17 protein-coding genes are annotated in these 22,784 nt (G+C 72.5%); 14 read left to right on the forward strand and 3 right to left on the reverse strand.

Annotation, left to right across the window (positions count from 1 at the left end):
- Positions 1 to 47 precede the first annotated feature (47 nt).
- A complete protein-coding gene (hflX, locus tag OG871_RS25335) occupies positions 48 to 1,550 on the forward strand; it encodes a GTPase HflX (protein WP_371499565.1) in 1,503 nt (500 codons plus the stop codon).
- Between the two features lie 76 nt (positions 1,551 to 1,626).
- Here the strand turns inward: hflX and OG871_RS25340 are convergent, their stop codons facing one another.
- Positions 1,627 to 2,772: a serine protease gene (locus tag OG871_RS25340; protein WP_371499567.1), complete on the reverse strand. Its 1,146-nt coding sequence runs from the start codon at positions 2,770 to 2,772 to the stop codon at positions 1,627 to 1,629.
- A 43-nt stretch (positions 2,773 to 2,815) separates the two neighbouring features.
- Positions 2,816 to 3,985, reverse strand: coding sequence for a serine protease (locus tag OG871_RS25345; RefSeq protein WP_371499569.1), 1,170 nt, complete (start codon positions 3,983 to 3,985; stop codon positions 2,816 to 2,818).
- 255 nt (positions 3,986 to 4,240) lie between these two features.
- Here OG871_RS25345 and OG871_RS25350 point away from each other — a divergent pair, with 255 nt between their 5' ends.
- The 4 genes from OG871_RS25350 to OG871_RS25365 all read left to right on the forward strand — a co-directional run bounded on the left by OG871_RS25350 (position 4,241) and on the right by OG871_RS25365 (position 10,244).
- A complete protein-coding gene (locus tag OG871_RS25350) occupies positions 4,241 to 6,022 on the forward strand; it encodes an IucA/IucC family siderophore biosynthesis protein (RefSeq protein WP_371499571.1) in 1,782 nt (593 codons plus the stop codon).
- A complete protein-coding gene (locus tag OG871_RS25355; RefSeq protein ID WP_371503416.1) occupies positions 5,917 to 6,612 on the forward strand; it encodes a GNAT family N-acetyltransferase in 696 nt (231 codons plus the stop codon). The genes OG871_RS25350 and OG871_RS25355 overlap by 106 nt, the downstream gene beginning before the upstream one ends.
- Before the next feature lie 69 nt (positions 6,613 to 6,681).
- On the forward strand, positions 6,682 to 8,103 hold the full coding sequence (locus OG871_RS25360) for a lysine N(6)-hydroxylase/L-ornithine N(5)-oxygenase family protein (RefSeq protein WP_371499573.1): 1,422 nt from the start codon (positions 6,682 to 6,684) through the stop codon (positions 8,101 to 8,103).
- Positions 8,100 to 10,244 carry an ATP-dependent DNA helicase gene (locus tag OG871_RS25365; protein WP_371499575.1) on the forward strand — a complete coding sequence of 715 codons (2,145 nt, stop codon included), beginning with the start codon at positions 8,100 to 8,102 and terminating at the stop codon, positions 10,242 to 10,244. The genes OG871_RS25360 and OG871_RS25365 overlap by 4 nt, the downstream gene beginning before the upstream one ends.
- A gap of 66 nt (positions 10,245 to 10,310) precedes the next feature.
- On the opposite strand, the gene lexA is transcribed toward OG871_RS25365, so the two are convergent.
- On the reverse strand, positions 10,311 to 11,129 hold the full coding sequence (gene lexA / locus OG871_RS25370; RefSeq protein ID WP_371499577.1) for a transcriptional repressor LexA: 819 nt from the start codon (positions 11,127 to 11,129) through the stop codon (positions 10,311 to 10,313).
- A 309-nt stretch (positions 11,130 to 11,438) separates the two neighbouring features.
- Here lexA and nrdR point away from each other — a divergent pair, with 309 nt between their 5' ends.
- From nrdR to OG871_RS25415, 9 genes are all read left to right on the forward strand, one after another.
- Positions 11,439 to 11,936, forward strand: a complete 498-nt coding sequence (gene nrdR, locus OG871_RS25375; protein WP_371499579.1) for a transcriptional regulator NrdR — start codon at positions 11,439 to 11,441, stop codon at positions 11,934 to 11,936.
- Between the two features lie 179 nt (positions 11,937 to 12,115).
- Positions 12,116 to 15,001, forward strand: coding sequence for a vitamin B12-dependent ribonucleotide reductase (locus OG871_RS25380; protein WP_371499581.1), 2,886 nt, complete (start codon positions 12,116 to 12,118; stop codon positions 14,999 to 15,001).
- 516 nt (positions 15,002 to 15,517) lie between these two features.
- Positions 15,518 to 17,179 carry an ATP-binding protein gene (locus tag OG871_RS25385; RefSeq protein WP_371499583.1) on the forward strand — a complete coding sequence of 554 codons (1,662 nt, stop codon included), beginning with the start codon at positions 15,518 to 15,520 and terminating at the stop codon, positions 17,177 to 17,179.
- On the forward strand, positions 17,179 to 17,589 hold the full coding sequence (locus OG871_RS25390; protein WP_371499585.1) for a roadblock/LC7 domain-containing protein: 411 nt from the start codon (positions 17,179 to 17,181) through the stop codon (positions 17,587 to 17,589). The genes OG871_RS25385 and OG871_RS25390 overlap by 1 nt, the downstream gene beginning before the upstream one ends.
- Positions 17,586 to 17,954 carry a DUF742 domain-containing protein gene (locus OG871_RS25395; RefSeq protein WP_371499587.1) on the forward strand — a complete coding sequence of 123 codons (369 nt, stop codon included), beginning with the start codon at positions 17,586 to 17,588 and terminating at the stop codon, positions 17,952 to 17,954. Before OG871_RS25390 ends, OG871_RS25395 begins: the two co-directional genes overlap by 4 nt.
- Positions 17,935 to 18,564, forward strand: coding sequence for an ATP/GTP-binding protein (locus OG871_RS25400; RefSeq protein ID WP_371499588.1), 630 nt, complete (start codon positions 17,935 to 17,937; stop codon positions 18,562 to 18,564). Before OG871_RS25395 ends, OG871_RS25400 begins: the two co-directional genes overlap by 20 nt.
- Entirely contained in the window at positions 18,561 to 19,808 is a 1,248-nt protein-coding gene (locus OG871_RS25405; RefSeq protein ID WP_371499590.1) for a cytochrome P450, read from the forward strand. The genes OG871_RS25400 and OG871_RS25405 overlap by 4 nt, the downstream gene beginning before the upstream one ends.
- A gap of 93 nt (positions 19,809 to 19,901) precedes the next feature.
- Complete coding sequence (locus OG871_RS25410; protein WP_371499591.1) at positions 19,902 to 21,104, forward strand: cytochrome P450; 1,203 nt, start codon at positions 19,902 to 19,904, stop codon at positions 21,102 to 21,104.
- 292 nt (positions 21,105 to 21,396) lie between these two features.
- Positions 21,397 to 22,764 carry an ABC transporter substrate-binding protein gene (locus tag OG871_RS25415; RefSeq protein WP_371499593.1) on the forward strand — a complete coding sequence of 456 codons (1,368 nt, stop codon included), beginning with the start codon at positions 21,397 to 21,399 and terminating at the stop codon, positions 22,762 to 22,764.
- The last annotated feature ends 20 nt before the right edge of the window (positions 22,765 to 22,784 follow it).

Raw genomic sequence — 22,784 nt, forward strand, 5'->3', positions numbered from 1 at the left:
CGCCGATCCGGGCGGCGCACCGGCCTCCGATCCAGCAAAAGGATGAGATGACCTCCACGTTCGACAGCCGCACCCAGGCCGGCGACTCCGGCCGCCGACTCACCGACATCAAGGCCGACGCCCTGATGGACGAGGACCTCGCGGCGATCGACGAGGACCTCGGCACCTACGACGGTGACCAGTACGACCGCTCCGAGCGTGCGGCCCTGCGCCGTGTCGCGGGCCTCTCCACCGAACTCCAGGACGTCACCGAGGTCGAGTACCGCCAGCTCCGCCTGGAGCGCGTGGTGCTGGTCGGCGTCTGGACCAGCGGCACGGTCGAGGAGGCGGAGAACTCCCTCGCGGAGCTCGCCGCCCTGGCCGAGACCGCCGGCTCCGAGGTGCTCGACGGCGTGATCCAGCGCCGCGACAAGCCCGACCCCGCCACCTACATCGGCTCCGGCAAGGCCCGCGAGCTGGCCGACATCGTGGCCGCCACCGGCGCCGACACCGTGGTCTGCGACGGAGAGCTCACCCCCGGCCAGCTGATCCAGCTGGAGGACGTGGTCAAGGTCAAGGTGGTCGACCGGACCGCCCTGATCCTGGACATCTTCGCCCAGCACGCCAAGTCCCGGGAGGGCAAGGCGCAGGTGTCGCTGGCGCAGATGCAGTACATGCTGCCTCGCCTGCGTGGTTGGGGTCAGTCGCTCTCCCGTCAGATGGGTGGCGGTGGCTCCGGCTCCTCCGGCGGCGGTATGGCCACCCGTGGTCCCGGTGAGACCAAGATCGAGACCGACCGGCGCCGGATCCGCGAGAAGATGGCGAAGCTCCGCAAGGAGATCGCCGACATGAAGAAGGGCCGCGACACCAAGCGCCAGGAGCGCCGTCGCAACCAGGTCCCCTCGGTCGCGATCGCGGGCTACACCAACGCCGGTAAGTCGTCCCTGCTCAACCGGCTCACCGGCGCGGGCGTCCTGGTGGAGAACGCGCTGTTCGCCACCCTGGACCCGACCGTCCGGCGGGCCCAGACCCCGAGCGGCCGGATCTACACGCTGGCCGACACCGTCGGGTTCGTCCGGCACCTGCCGCACCACCTGGTCGAGGCCTTCCGCTCGACCATGGAGGAGGTCGCCGAGGCCGACCTGATCCTGCACGTGGTCGACGGCTCGCACCCCGAGCCGGAGACGCAGCTGGCCGCCGTCCGTGAGGTGATCGTCTCGGTCGACGCACAGAACGTGCCGGAGATCGTCGTGATCAACAAGGCCGACGCCGCCGACCCGCTGGTGCTCCAGCGGCTGCTGCGCCGCGAGCCGCACGCCCTCGTGGTGTCGGCCCGCACCGGGCACGGCATGGACGAGCTGCTGAAGCTGATCGACGACGAGCTGCCGCGCCCGGCCGTCGAGGTGCTGGCGCTGGTTCCCTACACCCGGGGCGACCTGGTCTCCCGGGTGCACGCCGAGGGCGAGCTGATCTCCACCGAGCACACCGGCGACGGCACCCTGCTGCGCGCCAAGGTGGCGGCCGAGCTGGCCGCCGAGCTGGAGCGGTTCGCCGTGGTCGGCCAGGTCTGACCCGTACGGCACACCCCGGGCCCGGTCTCCTGCACGGAGGCCGGGCCCGCGGCGTTCGACCGGGCGGGGCGGCGGGTCAGTGCTTCTTCCGGCTGAAGTAGTCGAAGCCCTTCTGCGCGTCCGCCCCGAGAGTCGGGCCGGCCAGGAAGGTACCCGCGTCGTTGCCGACCGAGGTGTTGCTGACCAGCGCCGGCTTGCCGCCGTGCTGGGCGAACCAGCCGCCGCCGCTGGAGCCGCCGGTCATGGTGCAGCCCATCGCGTTCATCGGCGGGCGCTCGGCGTCGTAGACGTACGGGGTGAGCCTGACCTTCGAGTCGCAGTGCTCGAGCTCCAGGCCGTCGAACGGGGCGTCGGCCGGGTAGCCGTAGGCGGAGGCGGCGGTGACCTGGTCGGCCGGGGCGTTGAACCAGACCGGGATCGAACCGCCGACGGTCTCCTCCAGCGAGCGGCCGCTGCCGTCCTCGTTGCGCACGTGGAAGACGGCGAAGTCGTACTGGCTGGCCGGGCCGCCCTTGTCACCGCCCTCCTGGTACCAGTGCGGGTCGATGTAGCCGTCGTCCATGGTCCAGGCGCCGAAGGGGGCGAGCTGTTCGAAGGTGGCCTTCCTGCCGCCGCTCGCGGCGCCGCCCTTGTTGTACGAGGGCACGAAGCCGATCTTCTTGAACCAGTCGCCGCCCTTGCCCTGGTGGACGCAGTGCGCCGCCGTCCAGACCAGGTTGCTGCGGCCGGGGTTGGCGGGGTCGGAGACCACCGTGCCGGAGCACTCCGCGTCGGCGCTCGGGCTGACACTCAGGAAGATCTTGCCGACCACCGCGGTCGCGGCGTTGTACGGGTGCTTCTCCGCGACGGCCGGGATGGCCGGCGGCAGCTGGACCTCGGCCCGGCTGGGGGACTTGGCGGTGGCGATGTTGGCCTCCTTGGGCTTGACGCCCTTGGCCGCCTCCATCTTGACCTGATTCCAGTAGCCCTTCAGCACCTCGGGCTTGAAGCCGTGCTCGGCGGCCCACTTGGCCAGGTCGTCGGCGCTCCAGTTCTTGAGGTCCTTCAGCGAGTCCGGCAGCTTGATCCCGCTCTTGCCGTTGCCGGAGGCCGAGGCGGCCGCGGTGGTGGCCGGGGGAGCGGCCTGCGGGGTGGTGTCGTCGTCGCAGGCGGCGGCCGTCAGGGCGAGCAGGATGACGAAGGCGGCCGTGACCGCGCCGGAGCGCCGGATGGTGGTTGGCATGTGCTGGGTTCCCCCGTCGTTCGGATGGTCGGTTGATCAGGTGTCACTTCTTGGACAGGTAGTCGAGTGCCTGCCGGGCCACGCTCTCCAGGTACGGGCCGTTCAGCGAGGTGTGGTCGAGGTTGCCGATGGAGGTGTTGCTGACCAGCGCCTGCCGGCCGTCCGGCGTGGTGGCGAACCAGCCGCCCCCGCTGGCGCCGGCGGTCATGGTGCACCCGATGGTCAGCATCGCCGGACGCTTCGGGTCGAACGAGAGCTGCCCGGGCCGACCCGAGTCGCAGCGGTCCAACTCCTGGCCGTCGAAGGGGCGGACGGCTGGATACCCCCAGGCCGAGACGGTGAGTTCGTCCCGCGGGGCGTCGAACCAGACCGGGACGGCGGTGCCGACCGTCTCCTCGAGCGACCGCTCGGTGTTCGCCGGGTCGTGCACCCGGAGCACGGCGAAGTCGTACTGGTTGGCCGCGTTGCCGGAGTGCCCGCCCTCGGCGGTCCACTGCGGTGAGGTGATGACCTTGTCCGCCCACCACTGGCCCAGCGGCGCCACCTCCGGCAGCGTCGCCCGGCGGCCCCCGCCGGCCGCCCCCGAACTGTTGTAGGCGGGCACGAAGATGATGTTTTTGAACCAGTCGCCGCCCTGGCCCTCGTGGACGCAGTGCGCCGCCGTCCAGACCAGGTTGCTCCGGCCGGGGTGCGCCGGGTCGGCGACCACCGTGGCGGAGCACTGACCGGTGCCGCCGTTCGGCGCGGTCATGAACACCTTGCCGGACGCGGCGTACCGGGTGTACGGGCGGGGGACGGCCACGGCCTGGACCACGGCGGGCGCCGGCCCGGTGGAGGGCGTGGGCGCGACCGTGGCGCCGGACGCCGTGGCGGTGGGGGCGGCCGTGGTCCCGGTGGCAACAGCGCTCCCGGTGGCAGCCGTGCTCTCGGGGCCGGCGGTGGCCGAGGGCGGTACGGCCGGGGGTGCGGGCTGCTGCGGCGCGGCGTCGCCCATCGTCTCCGGACTCCACACACCACCGGTCTCGGGGTTGTGGAAGACGTGCTTGGAGGCCCAGTTGTCCCAGTCCTCGAAGCGCCAGCCCTTCAGTTCGTCCCAGCTCCTCGGCAGCCCGGACGCGCGGTCGGCGCCACCCGCCGGGCCGCAGGCCGGCACGGCGAACAGGACGGCGACGGCCGTCGCGGCCGCCACGGCGGCACGGCGAATCGTCCTCATGGACCACACCCCCCGGTGGTTCGGCAGAAATGCCCCTGCGGCAGTCTCCCATCCGCGCGAGCGGCCGGAGTCCGGGGTGTCGGCCTGTTGACGAGCGGTCACCTTTTCGTGACCGGCACTGCCCGTCGGAGTGACCGTGCTCACTCCCAGGGGTGAGTGATCCGCTGTCATTCACCGGAACGAGTGGATTGATCTTGTGCTCACCGGGGTGGGATAGGTAGCCCTTACCAGTAGTCCAGCCCCCAAGGAGCAGCCTTGAGCACCGCCCTCACCGGAGCCGCGCCGGCCGTACCCGCACCACCGGCGGCGCCGGCCGCCGCGGCCGGGGCGGATCCCCTGCTCCACCCCGACCCGGGCACGGCCGCCGAACAGGCCGCCGGCGAAAGCCTGTTGCGCTGCTGGGCCAGGGAGACCGGCGCCGTCCCCGACGACACCGGGCAGCTGCGGATCGCCGTCCTCGGCGGGGCCGCCGAACTGGCCGCCCCCGTCCGGTACTGGTCCGCGTGCGGCTGGCACCGGTTCGGCCGGACCACGGTCACCGCGGGCGGCGGGACGGCCGGCCCGGTGGACCCGGTCACCGTCGCCGCGCTGCTCGCCGGCGCGGCCGCCGAACGGCCCGACCCAGGGCAGATCGCCGACCTCGCCGCCCGGGTGGCCGACTCGGTCGGCCGCAGCGCCGAGATCCTGGCCCACCGCAGGGCCGCCGGGCCGACGGCCGGGACGCCGTTCCTGCGCACCGAGCAGTCGCTGCTGCTCGGCCACCCGCTGCACCCCACCCCCAAGAGCCGCGACGGTCTCGGCCCCGCCCAGAGCGCCGCCTACTCGCCCGAACTGGGCGGCAGCTTCCGGCTGCACTGGTACGCCGTGGACCGCGAGCTGCTCGCCGCGGACTCCGCCACCGGACAGCCCGCCGAGGAGATCACCGCCCGGCTGCTCGGCCGGCCGGAGCTGCTGCCACCCGGCACCGCCGCGCTGCCACTGCACCCCTGGCAGGCGAGAGAGCTGCTGCTGCGCCCCGCCGTCGTGGGCCTGCTCGACGAGGGCCTGCTGCACGACCTCGGGCCGTACGGCGAGCCGTGGCACCCCACGTCCTCCGTCCGCACCGTCTGCCGCCCGGGCACCCCGTGGATGCTGAAACTCTCGCTCGGCCTGCGGATCACCAACTCCCGCCGGGAGAACCTCCGCAAGGAACTGCACCGGGGCCTGGAGGTGCACCGGCTGCTGGAGGCCGGCCTGGCCGCCGAGTTGCAGGCCGTCCACCCGGGCTTCGACATCGTCCGGGACCCGGCCTGGATCGGCGTCGACCACCCACGGCTGGGCGACCCGCACGGGCTGGACACCGTGCTCCGCGAGCAGCCCTTCGGCCCCACCGACCGGGCGCTGTGCGTGGCCGGCCTGATCGCCGAACAGCCGCTGGAGCGGATGCGCTCCCAGCTCTCCGACATCCTCGGCGAACTCGCCCGCCGCAGCGGCCGGCCGACCCGTGCCGTGGCCACCGAATGGTTTCTGCGCTACCTGCACGCCGTGGTGCTGCCCGTCCTCTGGCTGGACGGCCGGGCCGGCATCGCCCTGGAGGCCCACCAGCAGAACAGCCTTGCCGTCCTGGACGCGGCCGGCTGGCCGGTCGGCGGGCGCTACCGCGACAACCAGGGCTACTACTACCGCGCCTCGCACGCCGACCGCCTGGCGGCCCGGCTGCCCGGGATCGGCGCGCACAGCGACACCTTCGTGCCCGACCACGTCGCCGACGAGCGCTTCACCTACTACCTCGGCATCAACCACGTCCTGGGGCTGATCGGCGGCCTCGGCTCCCAGGGCCTGGCCGACGAGTCCGTCCTGCTGGCCGCCCTGCGCGCCTTCCTGGCCGGCCCCGAGGCCGCCGCCACCGGCTCCGGGCTCCCCGCCCGCCTGCTGGACTCGCCGACCCTGCGCTGCAAGGCGAACCTGCTCACCAGACTCCACGGCCTGGACGAACTGGTCGGCCCGGTCGAGACCCAGTCGGTGTACGTGACGGTCCGCAACCCCGTGGCGCCGTGACGGCCGCCGAGCCCCTCGCGGCGGATCCGCTGGACGGCGTCGCCGACTGGGGCCCGATGCCCACCGCCGCGGGCGAGTTCCGGCTCCGTCCGGTCCGTCCGGACACCGACCTGCCGCTGGTCACGGCCTGGATGAACGATCCGGCGGTGGACGCCTTCTGGCAGCTCGCCGGACCGTCCGCCACCACCGGCCGGCACCTGCGCGCCCAACTCGACGGCGACGGCCGCAGCCTCCCCTGCCTGGGCCTGCTGGACGGCGTCCCGATGAGCTACTGGGAGCTCTACCGGGCCGACCTCGACCCGCTCGCCCGGTACTACCCGGCGCGGCCCCACGACACCGGCGTCCACCTGCTGCTCGGCCCCGCCGACAGCCGCGGGCGCGGCCTCGGCAGCCTGCTGCTGGCCGCGCTCGCCGGCCGGATCCTGGACCGCCGCCCGCGCTGCCAGCGCGTGGTCGCCGAGCCGGACCTGCGCAACACCGCCTCGCTCGGGGCGTTCCGGCGGGCCGGCTTCGACCTCGCCGCCGAACTCCACCTCCCCGGCAAACGGGCCGCCCTGATGGTGCGCCCCCGCCCGGGCCGCGCCCGCTGACCCCCACCGGCACCCGGCCCGCCGCGGGCCTGCGCCGACCTCCCGCACTCCTCCCCGAACTGGATGGGCATGGACCTCCCGCAGTGCGAGCCGTACGACCTCCTGGGCGTCGGCATCGGCCCGTTCAACCTGTCCCTCGCCGCGCTCGCCGACCGGACCGACGGCCTGCGCACGCTGTTCTGCGACGCGAAGCCGGAGTTCCGCTGGCATCCCGGCATGCTGGTCGACGGGGCCAGGATGCAGGTGCCGTTCCTGGCGGACCTGGTCTCCCTGGTGGACCCGACCAACCCGTGGTCCTTCCTCAACTACCTGCGCGATCAGGAACGGCTGTTCCCGTTCTACTTCGCCGAACGCTTCCAGCTGCCCCGCCGCGAGTACGACCACTACTGCCGCTGGGCCGCCGAACGACTGCCCAACTGCCGCTTCGGCACCGAGGTCACCGCCCTGCACTGGGAGCCCCGGGCCGAGCTCTACCGGGCCGAGACCGGCGCGGGCCCGCTGCTCGCCCGGGCGGTGGTGCTCGGCGTCGGCACCGGCCCGGTCCGCCCCGAGGCCTTCGCCGCACTGGCCGGACACCCCCGGGTCTGGCACTCGGCCGAGTACCTGGACCGCCGGTCCGGCCTGGCCGGCGCCCGGGACATCACCGTGCTCGGCTCCGGCCAGTCCGGCGCCGAGATCTTCCTCGACCTGCTGCGCACCCGGGCCGGCGACGGCACCCGGCTGCGCTGGCTGACCCGCAGCCGCGCGCTGGCCCCGATGGAGTACTCCAAGCTCGGCCTGGAGCAGTTCACCCCCGACTACACCCGCTACTTCCACGGACTGCCCGGCCCCGTCCGGGACCGCCTGGTCCCCGCGCAGTGGCAGCTCCACAAGGCGGCCAGCGCCGAGACCCTGGCCGAGATCCACGACCACCTCTACGAGCGCACCGTCGGCCGCCCACTGGCCGCCGAACCGGTCGAGATCGTTCCCGGCACCGCCGTCACCGAGGCCCTGGCCGGGCCGTGCGGCGGCCTGGAACTGCGCTGCCGGCACGTGGACTCGGGGCTCCGGCACGCGGTGCGCACGGAGGCCGTGGTGCTGGCCACCGGCTACCGGGCCGTCCGCCCGGACCTGCTGGACCCGATCGCCCACCTGATCGACTGGGACGAGCAGGGCCGCTACCAGGTCGACCCGCACCACCGGGTGGCCACCGGCCCCCCGCTCACCGGCGCCCTGTACGTGCAGAACGCCGAGCTCCACACGCACGGGGTGGGCGTCCCGGACCTCGGGCTGGGCGCCCACCGCGCCGCCGTCATCCTCAACGCGGTGGCGGGGCGGGCGATCCACCGCCTGCCGGCCCGCACCGCCTGGACCACCTTCGCGCCGCCCGCCACCGCGCTGCTGCCCCCGCGCACGACGCCGGAGCGCAGCCCGTACGACGCTTTCGAGCCGCAGGAACCGATCGGCCACCCGGATTGTCACTCCCGCCCCGTAGGGTTGGGAGCGCCATGACGAACGACTCCGAATCCCTCCCTCAGCCGGGCGACGAAGCGCCGGCCGACGCAGCGCCGGCCGACGAAGGGCCGGGCGACACGACATCGGCCGCCGTCCCCGCGTCCCGCCTCCCGGAACTGCTGCACGCCGCGGTCACCTCGGTCGGCGGCGTCGAGCGCCCCGGCCAGGTCCGGATGGCCGAGGCGGTCTCCGCCGCGGTCGACGCGGGCGAGCACCTGCTGGTGCAGGCCGGCACCGGTACCGGAAAGTCCCTCGCCTACCTGGTGCCCGCGCTCGCCCACGGCGACCGCGTGGTGGTGGCCACCGCCACCCTGGCGCTCCAACGCCAGCTGGTGGAACGGGACCTGCCCCGCACGGTGGACGCGCTCCACCCGGTGCTGCGCCGCCGCCCGCTGTTCGCGATGCTCAAGGGCCGGTCGAACTACCTCTGCCTGCACCGCGCGCACGAGGGCACCCCGGCGGACGAGGGGGAGGGCCTGTTCGACCCGGTCGAGGCCCTCGGCGGCCCGACCGGCAAGCTCGGCCAGGACGTGCTGCGGCTGCGCGAGTGGGCGGGCGAGACCGACACGGGGGATCGGGACGACCTCACGCCCGGCGTCTCCGACAAGGCCTGGGCCCAGCTCTCCGTCACCTCCAAGGAGTGCCTGGGGGCCACCCGGTGCCCCTACGGCGGGGAGTGCTTCGCCGAGGCCGCCCGCGAACGCGCCAAGCTCGCCGACGTGGTGGTCACCAACCACGCCATGCTGGCGATCGACGCCATCGAGGGTGCCCCGGTGCTGCCCGAGCACGGGCTGCTGATCATCGACGAGGCGCACGAACTGGTGAACCGGGTGACCGGTGCGGCCACCGCCGAGATGTCGGTGCACGCCGTCAACCGCGCCGTCCGCCGGGCCGCCAAGCTGGCCAACGAGAAGGCGGTGGACGCCCTCCAGGCCGCCGCCGAGAACTTCCACGGGCTGATGGAGACCGCCCAGCCCGGCCGGGTCGAGGAACTGCCCGAGTACCTGGCCTACGCGGTGGCCGCCGTCCGGGACGCCTGCCGGCAGGTGATCACCTCGCTCGGCGAGACCCGGGACAAGGCGCTCACCGACGAGGACGCGGTGCGCAAGCAGGCGATGGCCTCCGCCGAGACCCTGCACGAGACCGCCGACCGGCTGCTGCAGGACTCCGAGTACGACGTGGTCTGGATCGAGCGGTCCGACCGTTTCGGCCTGGGCGCGGCCTCGTTGCGGGTCGCGCCGCTGAGCGTGTCCGGGCTGCTGCGGGAGAACCTCTACAAGGAGCGCTCGGTCGTCCTCACCTCGGCCACCCTCAAGCTGGGCGGCGACTTCAACGGTGTGGCCAGCTCGCTCGGCCTGCCCGTCGAGGGACGGCTGCCGGACGAGCGCTCGGTCGCCGAGCCGGAGCCGGCGCAGGGCGACGAGGCGCCGCCGTACTGGCGCGGGATCGACGTCGGTTCCCCGTTCAGCTATCCCAAGCAGGGCATCCTCTATGTCGCCAAGCACCTGCCGCCGCCCGGCCGGGAGCCCGACCGGCCGCAGATGCTGGACGAGCTCACCGAGCTGATCGGCGCGGCCGGCGGCCGTACCCTGGGCCTGTTCTCGTCGATGCGGGCGGCGCAGACGGCGGCCGAGGCACTCCGCGAGCGGCTGGACAACCGGATCCTGCTGCAGGGCGAGGACACCCTCGGCGAGCTGATCCGGGAGTTCGCCTCGGACGCCTCCACCTGCCTGTTCGGCACCCTCTCGCTCTGGCAGGGCGTGGACGTGCCGGGTTCGGCCTGCCAGCTGGTGGTGATGGACCGGATCCCGTTCCCACGTCCGGACGACCCGCTGATGAGCGCCCGGCAGAAGTCCGTCGAGGAGCACGGCGGCAACGGGTTCATGGCGGTCGCCGCGACCCATGCCGCGCTGCTGATGGCCCAGGGCGCCGGACGGCTGGTCCGGGCGGCGGACGACAAGGGCATCGTGGCGGTGCTCGACCCGCGGCTGGCCACGGCCAGGTACGGCGGCTTCTTCCGCTCCTCGATGCCGGACTTCTGGTACACCACCGACCGCAACCAGGTGCGCCGCTCGCTGGCCGCGATCGACGCCGCGGCCGCGCCGGTCCGCCCGGTGGTGAAGCGGACCGCCCCGTAGCCGGACATGAGTCGGGGGCTCCGGCCGAATCGGCCCGGAGCCCCCGTCGACTGTCCGCCGGTCGGGTCAGAGCCGGCGGAGCACCGCCACGACCTTGCCGAGGATGGTCGCGTTGTCGCCCGGGATGGGCTCGTACGCGGGGTTGTGCGGCATCAGCCAGATCTTGCCGTCCTCGCGCTTCAGGCGCTTGACGGTGGCCTCGCCGTCGATCATCGCGGCCACGATGTCGCCGTTCTCGGCGACCGGCTGGCGGCGGACGGTGACCCAGTCGCCGTCACAGATCGCGGCCTCGATCATCGAGTCGCCGCGGACCGTGAGGGCGAACAGCTCACCCTCGCCGACCAGCTGACGGGGCAGCGGGAAGACGTCCTCGACGGTCTGCTCGGCGAGGATCGGGCCGCCGGCCGCGATCCGGCCGACCAGTGGCACGTAGGAGGTGGAGGGACGCCCCGCGGTCTCCGCCGTGTTGGGCCGGGTCACCTCGACGCCGCGGACCTCGTAGGCGCGCGGGCGGTGCGGGTCGCGCCGCAGGAAGCCCTTGCGCTCCAGGGCCATCAGCTGGTGCGCCACCGAGGAGGTGCTGGACAGGCCGACGGCCTGGCCGATCTCCCGCATGCTCGGCGGGTACCCACGGCGCTGCACGGAGTCCCGGATCACCTCGATGACCCGTCGCTGGCGCTCGGTCAGGCCGGCCTCGTCGGTGCGGATGCCGGGGGGGCGGCCGGGCATGGCGCGGGGCGGGGTGGTCTGGACGAGCGCCACGTCCTGCACCGAGGCGTGCTCGATCGGCTGGCTCTGGCTCATGCTGTGGTCCATGCTCTGGTCCGTGGTGCGCGCCGAGCGCTCCTGCACCGGAATGGCGGTCCTTGCTTCTACGGTGTTCATCGCGGCCCTCATTCGACAGGCGTACTCCCTTGTGCAGCTCAACTGGTGCACCTATCGAAAGGTTGCGCCAAACACACGTTCGAGTGAATTATCAAGGAGTTAGCTGACTCGATCAAGGCTTTGGGTGTACATCGATTAAATGTTCGACTCGAACAGTCTATTCCGCTCTGCGCGCGGATCTCGACCCGTCCCGGCGCGTCGCCCCCCGACTCCCAGATCTAGTGGCTAGTCTCCTCGCTCGTACCTACAGGTTGTGGTCCGGTAGAGTGGCGGAGTCCGATGTCTTGCCGCCAGGGAGGAAGTCCTCAGGTGCACTGCCCCTTCTGCCGGCACCCGGACAGTCGCGTCGTGGACAGCCGCGCGAGCGATGACGGAAGTTCGATCCGCCGACGCCGCCAGTGCCCCGACTGCAGCCGCCGTTTCACCACGGTGGAGACGGCCACGCTGATGGTGATCAAACGCAGTGGAGTGACCGAGCCGTTCTCCCGGGAGAAGGTGATCTCGGGTGTCCGAAAGGCATGCCAGGGCCGCCCGGTGACCGAGGACGCGCTGGCCCAGCTCGGCCAGCGGGTCGAGGAGTGCGTCCGGGCCAGCGGCAGCGCCGAGCTGTCCACCCACGACGTCGGGCTGGCCATACTGGGCCCGCTCAAGGAGCTGGACGTCGTCGCGTACCTGCGGTTCGCGAGCGTCTACAAGGCCTTCGACGGCCTGGAGGACTTCGAGGCGGCGATCGCGGAGCTCCGCGTCGAGCGGCCCGTCACCGCGGAGGACTGCGCACCCGTGCCGGCCACCGCCGCCGCCCCCTAGCGGGTCGGTCACCGCCCTGCGGCCCTTCGGGGCCCCCGTGCGTCCAAAACGCGCGCACAGATCAGAACAAAACGTGCACATCGGCCGGCCGATCGGCTGCCGCACGCCAGGAGAAGCGAACCAGCGGTGCCCGGAAGGTTCGGGGCACCTAGGGCGTTTGCCCAGGAGGAGGACCAGAAGTGACAGACACGACGAGCGGTTCCGCACGCGGGTCGAAGTCCGACAAGACCGCCAAGGGCGCCGGGAAGGCTCCCAAGGGAGGCCTGCGGATGGAACGCATCTACACCACCCCTGGCGTCCACCCCTATGACCAGGTCAGCTGGGAGCGGCGCGATGTCGTCATGACCAACTGGCGGGACGGCTCGATCAACTTCGAGCAGCGCGGCGTGGAGTTCCCCGACTTCTGGTCGGTCAACGCGGTGAACATCGTCACGTCCAAGTACTTCCGCGGCGCGGTCGGCAGCCCGCAGCGCGAGTGGAGCCTCAAGCAGATCATCGACCGGGTGGTGCTGACCTACCGCGCCGCCGGCGAGAAGAACGGCTACTTCACCTCCCCGGACGACGCCGAGATCTTCGAGCACGAGCTGACCCACGCCCTCCTCCACCAGGTCTTCAGCTTCAACTCGCCGGTCTGGTTCAACGTCGGCACCAAGCAGCCCCAGCAGGTCAGCGCCTGCTTCATCCTGGCCGTCGACGATTCCATGGAGTCGATCCTCGACTGGTACAAGGAAGAGGGCATGATCTTCAAGGGCGGCTCCGGCGCCGGCCTGAACCTCTCCCGGATCCGCTCCTCCAAGGAGCTGCTCTCCTCCGGCGGCAACGCCTCCGGCCCGGTCTCCTTCATGCGCGGCGCCGACGCCTCCGCCGGCACCATCAAGTCCGGCGGCGCCACCCGCCGCGCGGCCAAGATGGTCGTGCTGGACGTCGACCACCCCGACGTCGAGGCCTTCATCGAGACCAAGGTGAAGGAGGAGGAGAAGATCCGCGCGCTGCGCGACGCGGGCTTCGACATGGACCTCGGCGGGGACGACATCACCTCCGTCCAGTACCAGAACGCCAACAACTCGGTCCGCGTCTCCGACGAGTTCATGACCGCGGTCGAGAACGGCACCGAGTTCGGCCTGCGCGCCCGGATGACCGGCGAGGTCATCGAGACCGTCGACGCCAAGAAGCTCTTCCGCAAGATGGCCGAGGCCGCCTGGGCCTGCGCCGACCCGGGCATCCAGTACGACTCGACCATCAACCACTGGCACACCTGCCCGGAGTCCGGCCGCATCAACGCGTCCAACCCCTGCTCCGAGTACATGCACCTGGACAACTCCAGCTGCAACCTCGCCTCGCTCAACCTGATGAAGTTCCTCCGCGACGACGACAGCTTCGACGCCGGGCGCTTCGCCAAGGTCGTCGAGCTGGTCATCACCGCGATGGACATCTCCATCTGCTTCGCCGACTTCCCCACCGAGAAGATCGGCGAGACCACCCGCGCCTACCGCCAGCTCGGCATCGGCTACGCCAACCTCGGCGCCCTGCTGATGGCCACCGGCCACGCGTACGACTCCGAGGGCGGCCGCGCCCTGGCCGGCGCCATCACCTCCCTGATGACCGGTACCGCCTACCGCCGCGGCGCCGAACTCGCCGGCGTGGTCGGCCCGTACGACGGCTACGCCCGCAACGCCGCCCCGCACCAGCGGGTCATGCAGCAGCACGCCGACGCCAACGCGGCCGCCGTCCCGGTCGACGAGCTGGACGCCCCGGTGTGGGCCGCCGCCACCGAGACGTGGGGCGACGTGCTCCGGATCGGCGCGCGCAACGGCTTCCGCAACGCCCAGGCCTCGGTGCTCGCACCGACCGGCACCATCGGCCTGATGATGGACTGCGACACCACCGGCGTCGAGCCGGACCTCGCCCTGGTGAAGTTCAAGAAGCTGGTCGGCGGCGGCTCGATGCAGATCGTCAACGGCACGGTGCCGCGGGCGCTCGGGCGTCTGGGCTACCAGCAGGAGCAGATCGAGGCGGTCGTCGCCCACATCGCCGAGCACGGCAACGTGGTGGACGCGCCCGGTCTGAAGCCCGCGCACTACGAGGTGTTCGACTGCGCGATGGGCGAGCGGGTCATCTCCGCGATGGGCCACGTCCGGATGATGGCGGCCATCCAGCCGTGGATCTCCGGCGCCATCTCCAAGACGGTCAACATGCCCGAGGTCGCCACCGTCGAGGAGATCGAGGAGATCTACTTCGAGGCGTGGAAGCTCGGCGTCAAGGCGCTGGCCATCTACCGCGACAACTGCAAGGTCGGCCAGCCGCTCTCGGCCAAGACCAAGACCCCGGCCGCGGCGGCTCCCGAGGCCGCCGCCGAGGTCGAGAAGGTCGTCGAGAAGGTGGTCGAGTACCGTCCGGTCCGCCGCCGCCTGCCCAAGGGCCGTCCCGGCATCACCACCTCCTTCACGGTCGGTGGCGCCGAGGGCTACATGACCGCCAACTCCTACCCGGACGACGGCCTCGGCGAGGTCTTCCTGAAGATGTCCAAGCAGGGCTCGACCCTCGCGGGCATGATGGACGCCTTCTCCATCGCCGTCTCGGTGGGTCTGCAGTACGGCGTGCCGCTGGAGACCTACATCTCGAAGTTCACCAACATGCGCTTCGAGCCGGCCGGCCTGACCGACGACCCGGACGTGCGGATGGCCCAGTCGATCGTCGACTACATCTTCCGCCGCCTGGCGCTGGACTTCCTGCCCTTCGAGACCCGCTCCGCCCTCGGCATCCACTCCGTGGAGGAGCGCCAGCGGCACCTGGACACCGGCTCCTACGAGCCCGTCGAGGAGGACCTGGACGTCGAGGGCCTGGCCCAGTCCGCACCCCTCGCGGCCGCGCCCAAGCCCGCGGCCGAGCAGCCGAAGGCGGTCGCCCCGGCGCCGGCCAGGGCCCACAACTCCACCGAGCTGGCGGAGATCCAGCTGGGCCTGAGCGCGGACGCACCGCTCTGCTTCTCCTGCGGCACCAAGATGCGCCGGGCCGGCAGCTGCTACCTCTGCGAGGGCTGCGGCTCCACCAGCGGCTGCAGCTGACCCTGGACGGCAGCGCGCCCGCCGGGGCGCGCGGTGCGAGGACGGCCGAGCCGTGACTCACCCGGAGGGCGTCGACCGACAGGTCGGCGCCCTCCGGGCGTTGCGGCGCACAGCGGACGGGTGGGGCGCGTTGCGGCACCACCCCGGTGGGACGGCGACCGCACTGCACCGGCTCACACGCCGGATCGTCGGTCCTGCGCCGGGTGCGCCGGGTGCGCCGGGGTGCCGCGCGTCGGGGCGTCGGGGCAGTCCGGCCAGGTCCGCCGGGTGGTTCCGGTCCGGATCCGGACCCTCCGGGGAGCGGATCGACCGGTGTTCCGGAGGAGTTGTGCGGATGCGCAGGGTTGGGTCTTCACAACGGAACGTCAACTGGCCGGTTGAGACCGTGTGCTGAATCGATATGATCTGATGACCGCGTGTACTGATCAGCCCCCCGGAGCGCGCCGTGCTGTGCGTCCCGGGCGGTCGCGCGATGTCGACCGCCCGCCGCTGACGCCTGCACCGAGGATCAGATAGATGAGAGCTCGCACGCGCCCCTCCCGCGCGGCGTACCAAGGTCTGGACCTCGGCACCGTGCTCGGGGCGGCCGCCGCTCTGCTGCTGGGGGTGGGCGCCGCCGTCGCGGCGGTGGCCGGCTCCGATCCCGGACACCGCTCGGCCGTCGCCGGCACGGCGGGCGGGGCGGTGCTGCTGTGGTCCGTGCTGGTCCTGGTCGCGGCCCGGCTGGCCGGCCGGGCCCGTGGGGCCGAGACCGAGCTGTCCGTGGCCCAGCACGAGGTGGCGTCACTCCAGAGCTCGGCGGCCCAGCTGCACGCCGAGCTGAACTCCGCCCACAACGTCGCGGCCGCCCTGCGCGCCGCCCTGGCCGAGGCCCAGGCCGGAGCCGAGCGGGACCGCGCCGATCTGCACAGCGTGCGCACCGCGCTGACCGAGTCCGAGAGCGAGGCCGCCGGGCTGCGCGCCGCGGTCCACACCGCCGACCAGGAGCGGGCCGCACTGGCCCGGCTGGCCGAGGAGGTCCTGCCCGAGGTGATCGGACGGCTGCGCTCCGGAGCCGCGGTCAACACCGTGCTGGCCGGCCGCCCGGCGACCGCCCACGACGGCCTGCTGCGGTCGGTGGCGGAGGAGATCGGCCGCGGCGAGCGCCAGCGGGCCGCGGCCCTCGCGGTGTGTGCCACCGCGGCCGGCCGGGTCCAGGCGCTGGCCACCTCGATGCACGCCGAACTGCGCGAGATGCAGCACCGGCACGGCGACGACGTGCTCGGCGACCTGCTCAGCCTGGACCACTCGACCGCGCAGGTGGGCAGGATGGCCGACAGCATCGCGGTGCTCACCGGCGCCCGCTCGGGCCGCCGGTGGACCAAGCCGATCGGCGTCGAGTCGATCCTGCGCGGGGCGCTCGGCCGGATCGGCGCCTACCAGCGGGTGCGCCTGCACTCGGCGTCGACGGCGGCCGTGGCGGGCTTCGCGGCCGAGGGCGTGATGCACACCCTGGCCGAACTGCTCGACAACGCGGCCAACTTCTCGGCGCCCCCGGCCGAGGTGCACGTGTACGTCGAGGAGGTCCACTCCGGCCTGGTGATCACCGTCGAGGACGGCGGTCTCGGCCTGGGCGGCAGCTGGCTGCGCCGGGCCGAACAGGCGGTGTCCGCCGAGCCGTTGGACCTGACCACGCTCTCCGCCGGCAGCCGGCTGGGCCTGGCCGTGGTGGGCTCGCTGGCCCGCAAGCACGGCCTGTCGATCTCCTTCCGGCCGTCGGCCCGGGGTGGTACCGGAGTGGTGGTGCTGATCCCGGAGCAGCTGGTCACCCATCCGAGCCCGGCGCTGGCCAAGGCGCTGACGACGGGCCAGTCGCCGGACCGGCGCGGCAGCGACCCCCGCCCGGTACTGGAGCCGCGCCGCCCCGAGTCGGTCCGCCCGGAACCGGCCCGTCCCGAGCCGGCCCGTCCGGAGGAGGCCGCCGAGACCGCTCCCGCGGGCCCGGGCGGCCTGCCGCAGCGCCGCCGCGGGCAGACCCTGGCCGGTGCCACGGCCACCCAGACCTCCGCGCCCGCTCCGGCGGCGCAGCCCGTCCGCCCCGGTGCCGCCGCCCTGTCGGCGGCCCGGTTCGGCGCCTTCCGGAAGGCCCTGCAGCAGGGGCCGGACACCCATGACGCTCTCCCGAAGGACGATTCCTGATGAGCAGCACCGACCGTGATCTCGACTGGCTGTTGGAGAATCTGCTGAGCGGCACTCCGGGGGCGCGGCACGCCCTGGTGCTGTCGGCGGACGGGCTGAAGCTCTGTCACACGGTCGGACTGGGTACCGACCAGGCGGACCAGCTCGCGGCGATCGCCTCGGGCATGCAGAGCCTGGCGCACGGGGCGTCGATCGAGTTCGGCGACGGTTCGGGCGGGGTGCGGCAGTCGATGACCGAGTTCCACGGCGGCATCCTGTGCATCGTGGCGGCCGGCGAGGGGGCCCACCTGGCGGTGGTCACCGAGGACGACGCCGACGTGGGCGTGGTCGGGCACAACATGCACGGTCTGATCGAGCAGATCGGGGCGTACCTGAGCGCCCCGCCGCGCGAGATCGAGGCCGGGGTGTGAACGCCCCGCGGAACCTGCCGGGACGCGACGAGGACCCGGACCGGCTCTACACCGTGACCAAGGGGCGGAGCCGTCCGCCGGAGCACGCCTTCGACCTGGTCACCCTGATCGTCACGGAGCGGGAGCCCGCACCGGGCATGCAGTCCGAGCACGCCCGGATCCTGCGGCTGTGCGAGACCCCGACCGCCGTGGTGGAGGTGGCCGCGGAGCTGGACCTGCCGGTCAGCGTGGTGAAGATCCTGCTCGGCGACCTGCTGGAGGCCGGCACCGTCACCGCCCGCCACCCCCGGTTCGCGCCGAACAAGGCCCGGCTGCCCGATCTCGACATGCTGAAGCAGGTGCTGCATGGTCTCCAACAGCTCTGACACCCTGCGGCGCCCCGGCCGCGTGCCGCTGCGCAGCACCGCCGAGAACGCCCTGAAGATCGTGGTGGTCGGCGGCTTCGGGGTCGGCAAGACCACCCTGGTGGGCTCGGTGAGCGAGATCCGTCCGCTGAACACCGAGGAGACCATGACCCGGGCGGGCGAGGGCATCGACGACCTCTCCGCGGTCCGGGACAAGCGCTCGACCACGGTGGCGTTCGACTTCGGCCGGATCACGCTCAACGCGGAGAACGTCCTCTACCTGTTCGGTGCCCCGGGGCAGGAGCGCTTCTGGTTCCTCTGGGACCGGCTGTTCTCCGGTGCGCTGGGCGCGGTGGTGCTGGTCGACACCCGCCGGCTGGAGGAGTCCTGGTACGCCATCGACCGGCTGGAGCAGCACGGGACGCCGTTCGTGGTGGCCCGGAACAACTTCGACGGCCCGGAGCACACCCTGGCCGATGTCCGGGCCGCGCTGGACCTGCCCGACCACGTCCCGCTGGTGGACTGCGACGCCCGTAGCCGGGAGTCGAGCAAGCAGGTGCTGATCGAGCTGGTCCGGCACCTGCACCGGCTGGCCGAAGCCCAGAGAGTCGTTGTGGAGGAGACCCCGTGACCGAGCCCGCGATCACCCCGCCGCCGGGATGCCCGGCGCATGCCGGTGCGGCCCCGCTGTACGGTCCCCGGTTCCAGACCGACCCGGCGCAGGTCTACCAGGAGCTCCGGGCGACGCACGGCCCGGTGGCGCCGGTCGAGCTCGCCGGGGGAGTGCCGGCCTGGCTGGTGATGGGCTATCGCGAACTCCAGCTGGTGACCAGCCAGTCGAAGGTGTTCGGGCGGGACTCCAACCGCTGGCACGCCTGGCCGAGCATCCCCGAGGACTGGCCGCTGCGGCCGATGATGACCTCGGCCCCGTCGGTGATGTACGCGGAGGGCACCGAGCACCAGCGCCGCCGGGCGGCGGTGGACGAGGCGCTGACGGGTGTGGACGCGTACGAGCTGAAGAAGTACTGCGAGGAGATCGCCGACCGGCTGATCGACGAGTTCGCGGGCCGCGGCGAGGCGGACCTGGTCGCCGAGTACGCCCACCAGGTGCCGCTGCTGGCGCTGTGCCGGATGTTCGGGCTCGACGACACCCAGACGCCGCGGCTGATCCGCGCGCTGGTGGCGATGGTGGACGGCGGGCCGGGAGCGCAGGCCGGCGCGGTCGACCTGCTGGCCGTCATGCTGCAGCTGGTGCAGGAGCGCCGGGAGCACCCGGCCGCCGACGTCACCTCGGCCCTGGTGGCGCACGAGGCCGCGCTGACCGACGACGAGATCATGCGCGACCTGCGGGTGCTGCTGATCGCGGGCCACCAGACGACCGCGTACTGGATCTCCAACGCGCTGCGGCTGATGCTGACGGACGACCGGTTCGCGGCCTCGCTGTCGGGCGGCCGGCGCTCGATCGGCCAGGCGCTCGGGGAGGCGCTCTGGGAGGACACCCCGACCCAGATCTTCGCGGGGCGCTGGACGACCAGGGACACCCAGCTCGGCGGGCAGAAGATCAACAAGGGGGACATGGTCCTGCTCGGCTTCGCGGGCGCCAACGCCGACCCGGCGGTCCGGCCCGACGACGGCCGGCCGGCCGAGGGCAACCGCGCCTACCTGAGCTTCTCCTACGGCGACCACGGCTGCCCGCACCCGGCGCGCGAGGCCGCTGAGGTGATCGCGACCACGGCGATCGAGGTCCTGCTCGACCGGCTTCCGGACCTGCGGCTGGCGGTGTCCGAGAGCGCGCTGGTCTGGCGGCCGTCCGCGTGGGTGCGGGCACTGGTCGCGCTGCCGGTGGCGTTCACGCCGGGCTACGTCACGGACTGACCGACCGGATCCGGACCGGTCGCCGCGCCGAACGACCCCCGCGGACCGCCGACCGACCCGACTGCCGAATGCCGACTGCTGGAGAGTGAGCGGATGACTGCCCCGATCATGATGGACCCGTTGGCGAGCGACAACGTCGCGGAGGGTGCCCGGCTGCGGGCGGCCGGGCCGGTGGTACCGGTGGAGCTGCTCGGCGGGGTGCGCGGCTGGGCGGTCACCCGGCACGCGGAGGCCCGGGAGCTGCTGACCGACCAGCGGCTGGTGAAGGATGCCGGGCACTGGGCGGCGTACCAGCGCGGCGAGGTGCCGAAGACCTGGCCGCTGATCGGCCTGGCGGTGCCCGGCCCGTCCATGGTGACCACGGACGGCGCGAACCACCGGCGGCTGCGGGCGATCGTCGCGCAGGCCTTCACCCCGCGCCGGGTGGAGCTGATGCGGCCCAAGATCGAGGAGATCACCGCGCGGCTGCTGGACGACCTGGAGCAGGCCGGACCGGTGGTGGACCTGAAGACGGTCTTCGCCTTCCCGCTGCCGATGTCGGTGATCGGCTGGCTGCTGGGCGTGCCCGAGCGGGACCACGCCTACATCCGCGAGCTGTACGAGCGCTTCTTCAGCAGCACCACCAAGCCGGCGGACGTCCCGGCGACCATCGCCGCGCTGACCGCCTTCGTCGCGGACCTGGTGGCGGCCCGCCGGGCGGAGCCCGGTGACGACCTGACCAGCGCCCTGCTGGCGGCGGACGTGGAGGGCGGTGCGCTGAGCGACGCCGAGGCCGCGGCCACCCTGCGGGTGATCATCGCAGCCGGCCACGAGACCACGGTCAACCTGATCAGCAACGCGGTCCGGGCCCTGCTGACCCACCCGGACCAGCTGGCCCTGGTGCGCTCGGGCCGGGTCGAGTGGTCGGCCGTGGTGGAGGAGTCGCTCCGCTGGACGCCGCCGACCAGCAACTTCCTGTTCCGCTTCGCCAGCGAGGACATCAAGGTGGGCGACGAGGTCATCCCGCAGGGCGACCCGGTGCTGATCTCGTACAACGCGATCGGGCGGGACCCGGCCCAGCACGGGGTCACGGCGGAACTGTTCGACGTCACCCGGGACCCGATCCGGCACCTGTCCTTCGGCCACGGCCCGCACGTCTGCCCGGGGTCGCCGCTGGCCCGGCTGGAGGCGGGGGTCGCGCTGCCGGCCCTGTTCGCGCGCTTCCCCGACCTGGCGCTGGCGGTCGAGGACGGCGACCTGCGGCCGAGTCCGTCGATGGTGGTCAACAGCCTGCGGGAACTGCCGGTCCGGCTCTGAGCCGCGGCTGCCGGCGGCCGCCGCGGGCGCGGTGGACCCGCGGTAGCGCACTGGAGGGCCGGATGTGGCCGGTCCTCCAGCACAGCCTTGTCACGACTGAGGCACTGGCGGGTGAAGGTCGAACGCGCACCTTGGCGCTGAATGACCTGTGGGTTAACGTCTAAAAGCCAGCGATCGCTGGGTAGACAATCTCCGGTTCAGCGCAGTGTTGTTCTGTCTTACTGCTGGCATGCCCATGCCCTGGCAAGGAGGACTCATTGACCACCACCCTGACCGCGACCGGGGGACACCGATGACCGGCTTGCGTCACCGCCGCCTGCTTGCCGCACCGGCCGTTCTCGCCTTGGTACTTACCGCAGCCTGCTCCAACAGCTCGGGCAGCTCCGGGAAGGGCGGCGGCGTCGCCGACGCCTCCCCGCTGACCGGCGACTGCGCCAAGTACCAGGCCTATGCGGGCCACTCCGGTACCAAGGTGACGATGTTCGCATCGATTCGCAGCCCGGAGTCCGACTCGCTGGAGAAGTCCTGGTCCGAGTTCAGTTCCTGTACGGGCATCAAGATCGTCTATGAGGGCTCCCCAGACTTCGAATCCCAGCTGCCGGTCCGGGTGGCCGGTGGAAACGCGCCGGACTTCGCGATCGTCCCGCAGCCGGGCCTGCTCGCCCAGATGGTCAAGACCGGTAAAGTCGTGAAGCCGCCGGCCCAGACCGTGGCCAACGAGGACAAGTGGAACCCGGTCTGGAAGACCTACGGCTCGGTCAACGGCACCTTCTACGCCGCTCCGATGAGCGCCAACATGAAGTCACTGGTCTGGTACTCGCCGAAGTCCTTCAAGCAGGCCGGCTACGAGGCGCCCAAGACCTGGGCCGACCTGATGGCGCTCAGCGACCGGATCGCCAAGGCGGGCGGCGGCAAGCCGTGGTGCGGCGGCATCGGCTCCGGTACGGCGACCGGCTGGCCCGCCACCGACTGGCTGGAGGAGGTCGTCCTCGGTACCCACGGTGGCGAGGTCTACGACCAGTGGGTGAACCACCAGGTCAAGTTCGGCGACCCGAAGATCACCGGGGCCATGCAGACGGTGGCCGGCTGGATGCAGAACCCGGCGTGGGTCAACGGCGGCATCGGTGACGTGAAGTCGATCGCCACCACCACCTTCCAGGACGCCGGCGCGCCGATCCTCACCAACAAGTGCTGGATGCTCCAGCAGGCCTCGTTCTACCGGGCGCAGTGGCCGCAGGGCACCACCATCGGCCCGGACGGCGACATCTTCGCCTTCCACCTCCCGGCCGTGAACCCGTCGGTCACCAACCCGGTCGAGGGCGGCGGCGAGTTCCTGACCGCCTTCGCCGGCCGGCCCGAGGTGCAGGCGGTGCAGAACTACCTCTCCAGCGCGGACTGGGCGAGCAGCCGGGTCAAGGTGTCCCAGGGCTGGGTCTCGGCCAACCAGGGCGTGGACAAGAGCCTCTACACCGACCCGATCGACCGGCTCTCCGCCGACGCGCTGACCGACCCGGCGGCGACCTTCCGCTTCGACGGCTCCGACCTGATGCCGGCCGCGGTCGGCGCGGGCGCCGAGTGGAAGGCCCTCACCGCCTGGTTCGCCGAGGGACAGGCCATCCCGAAGGTGGCGGCCGACATCGACGCGGCCTGGCCGCAGTAGCCGACCGCCACCGGGCAGCG

This window comes from Kitasatospora sp. NBC_00374 (assembly GCF_041434935.1).
GTDB lineage: Bacteria > Actinomycetota > Actinomycetes > Streptomycetales > Streptomycetaceae > Kitasatospora.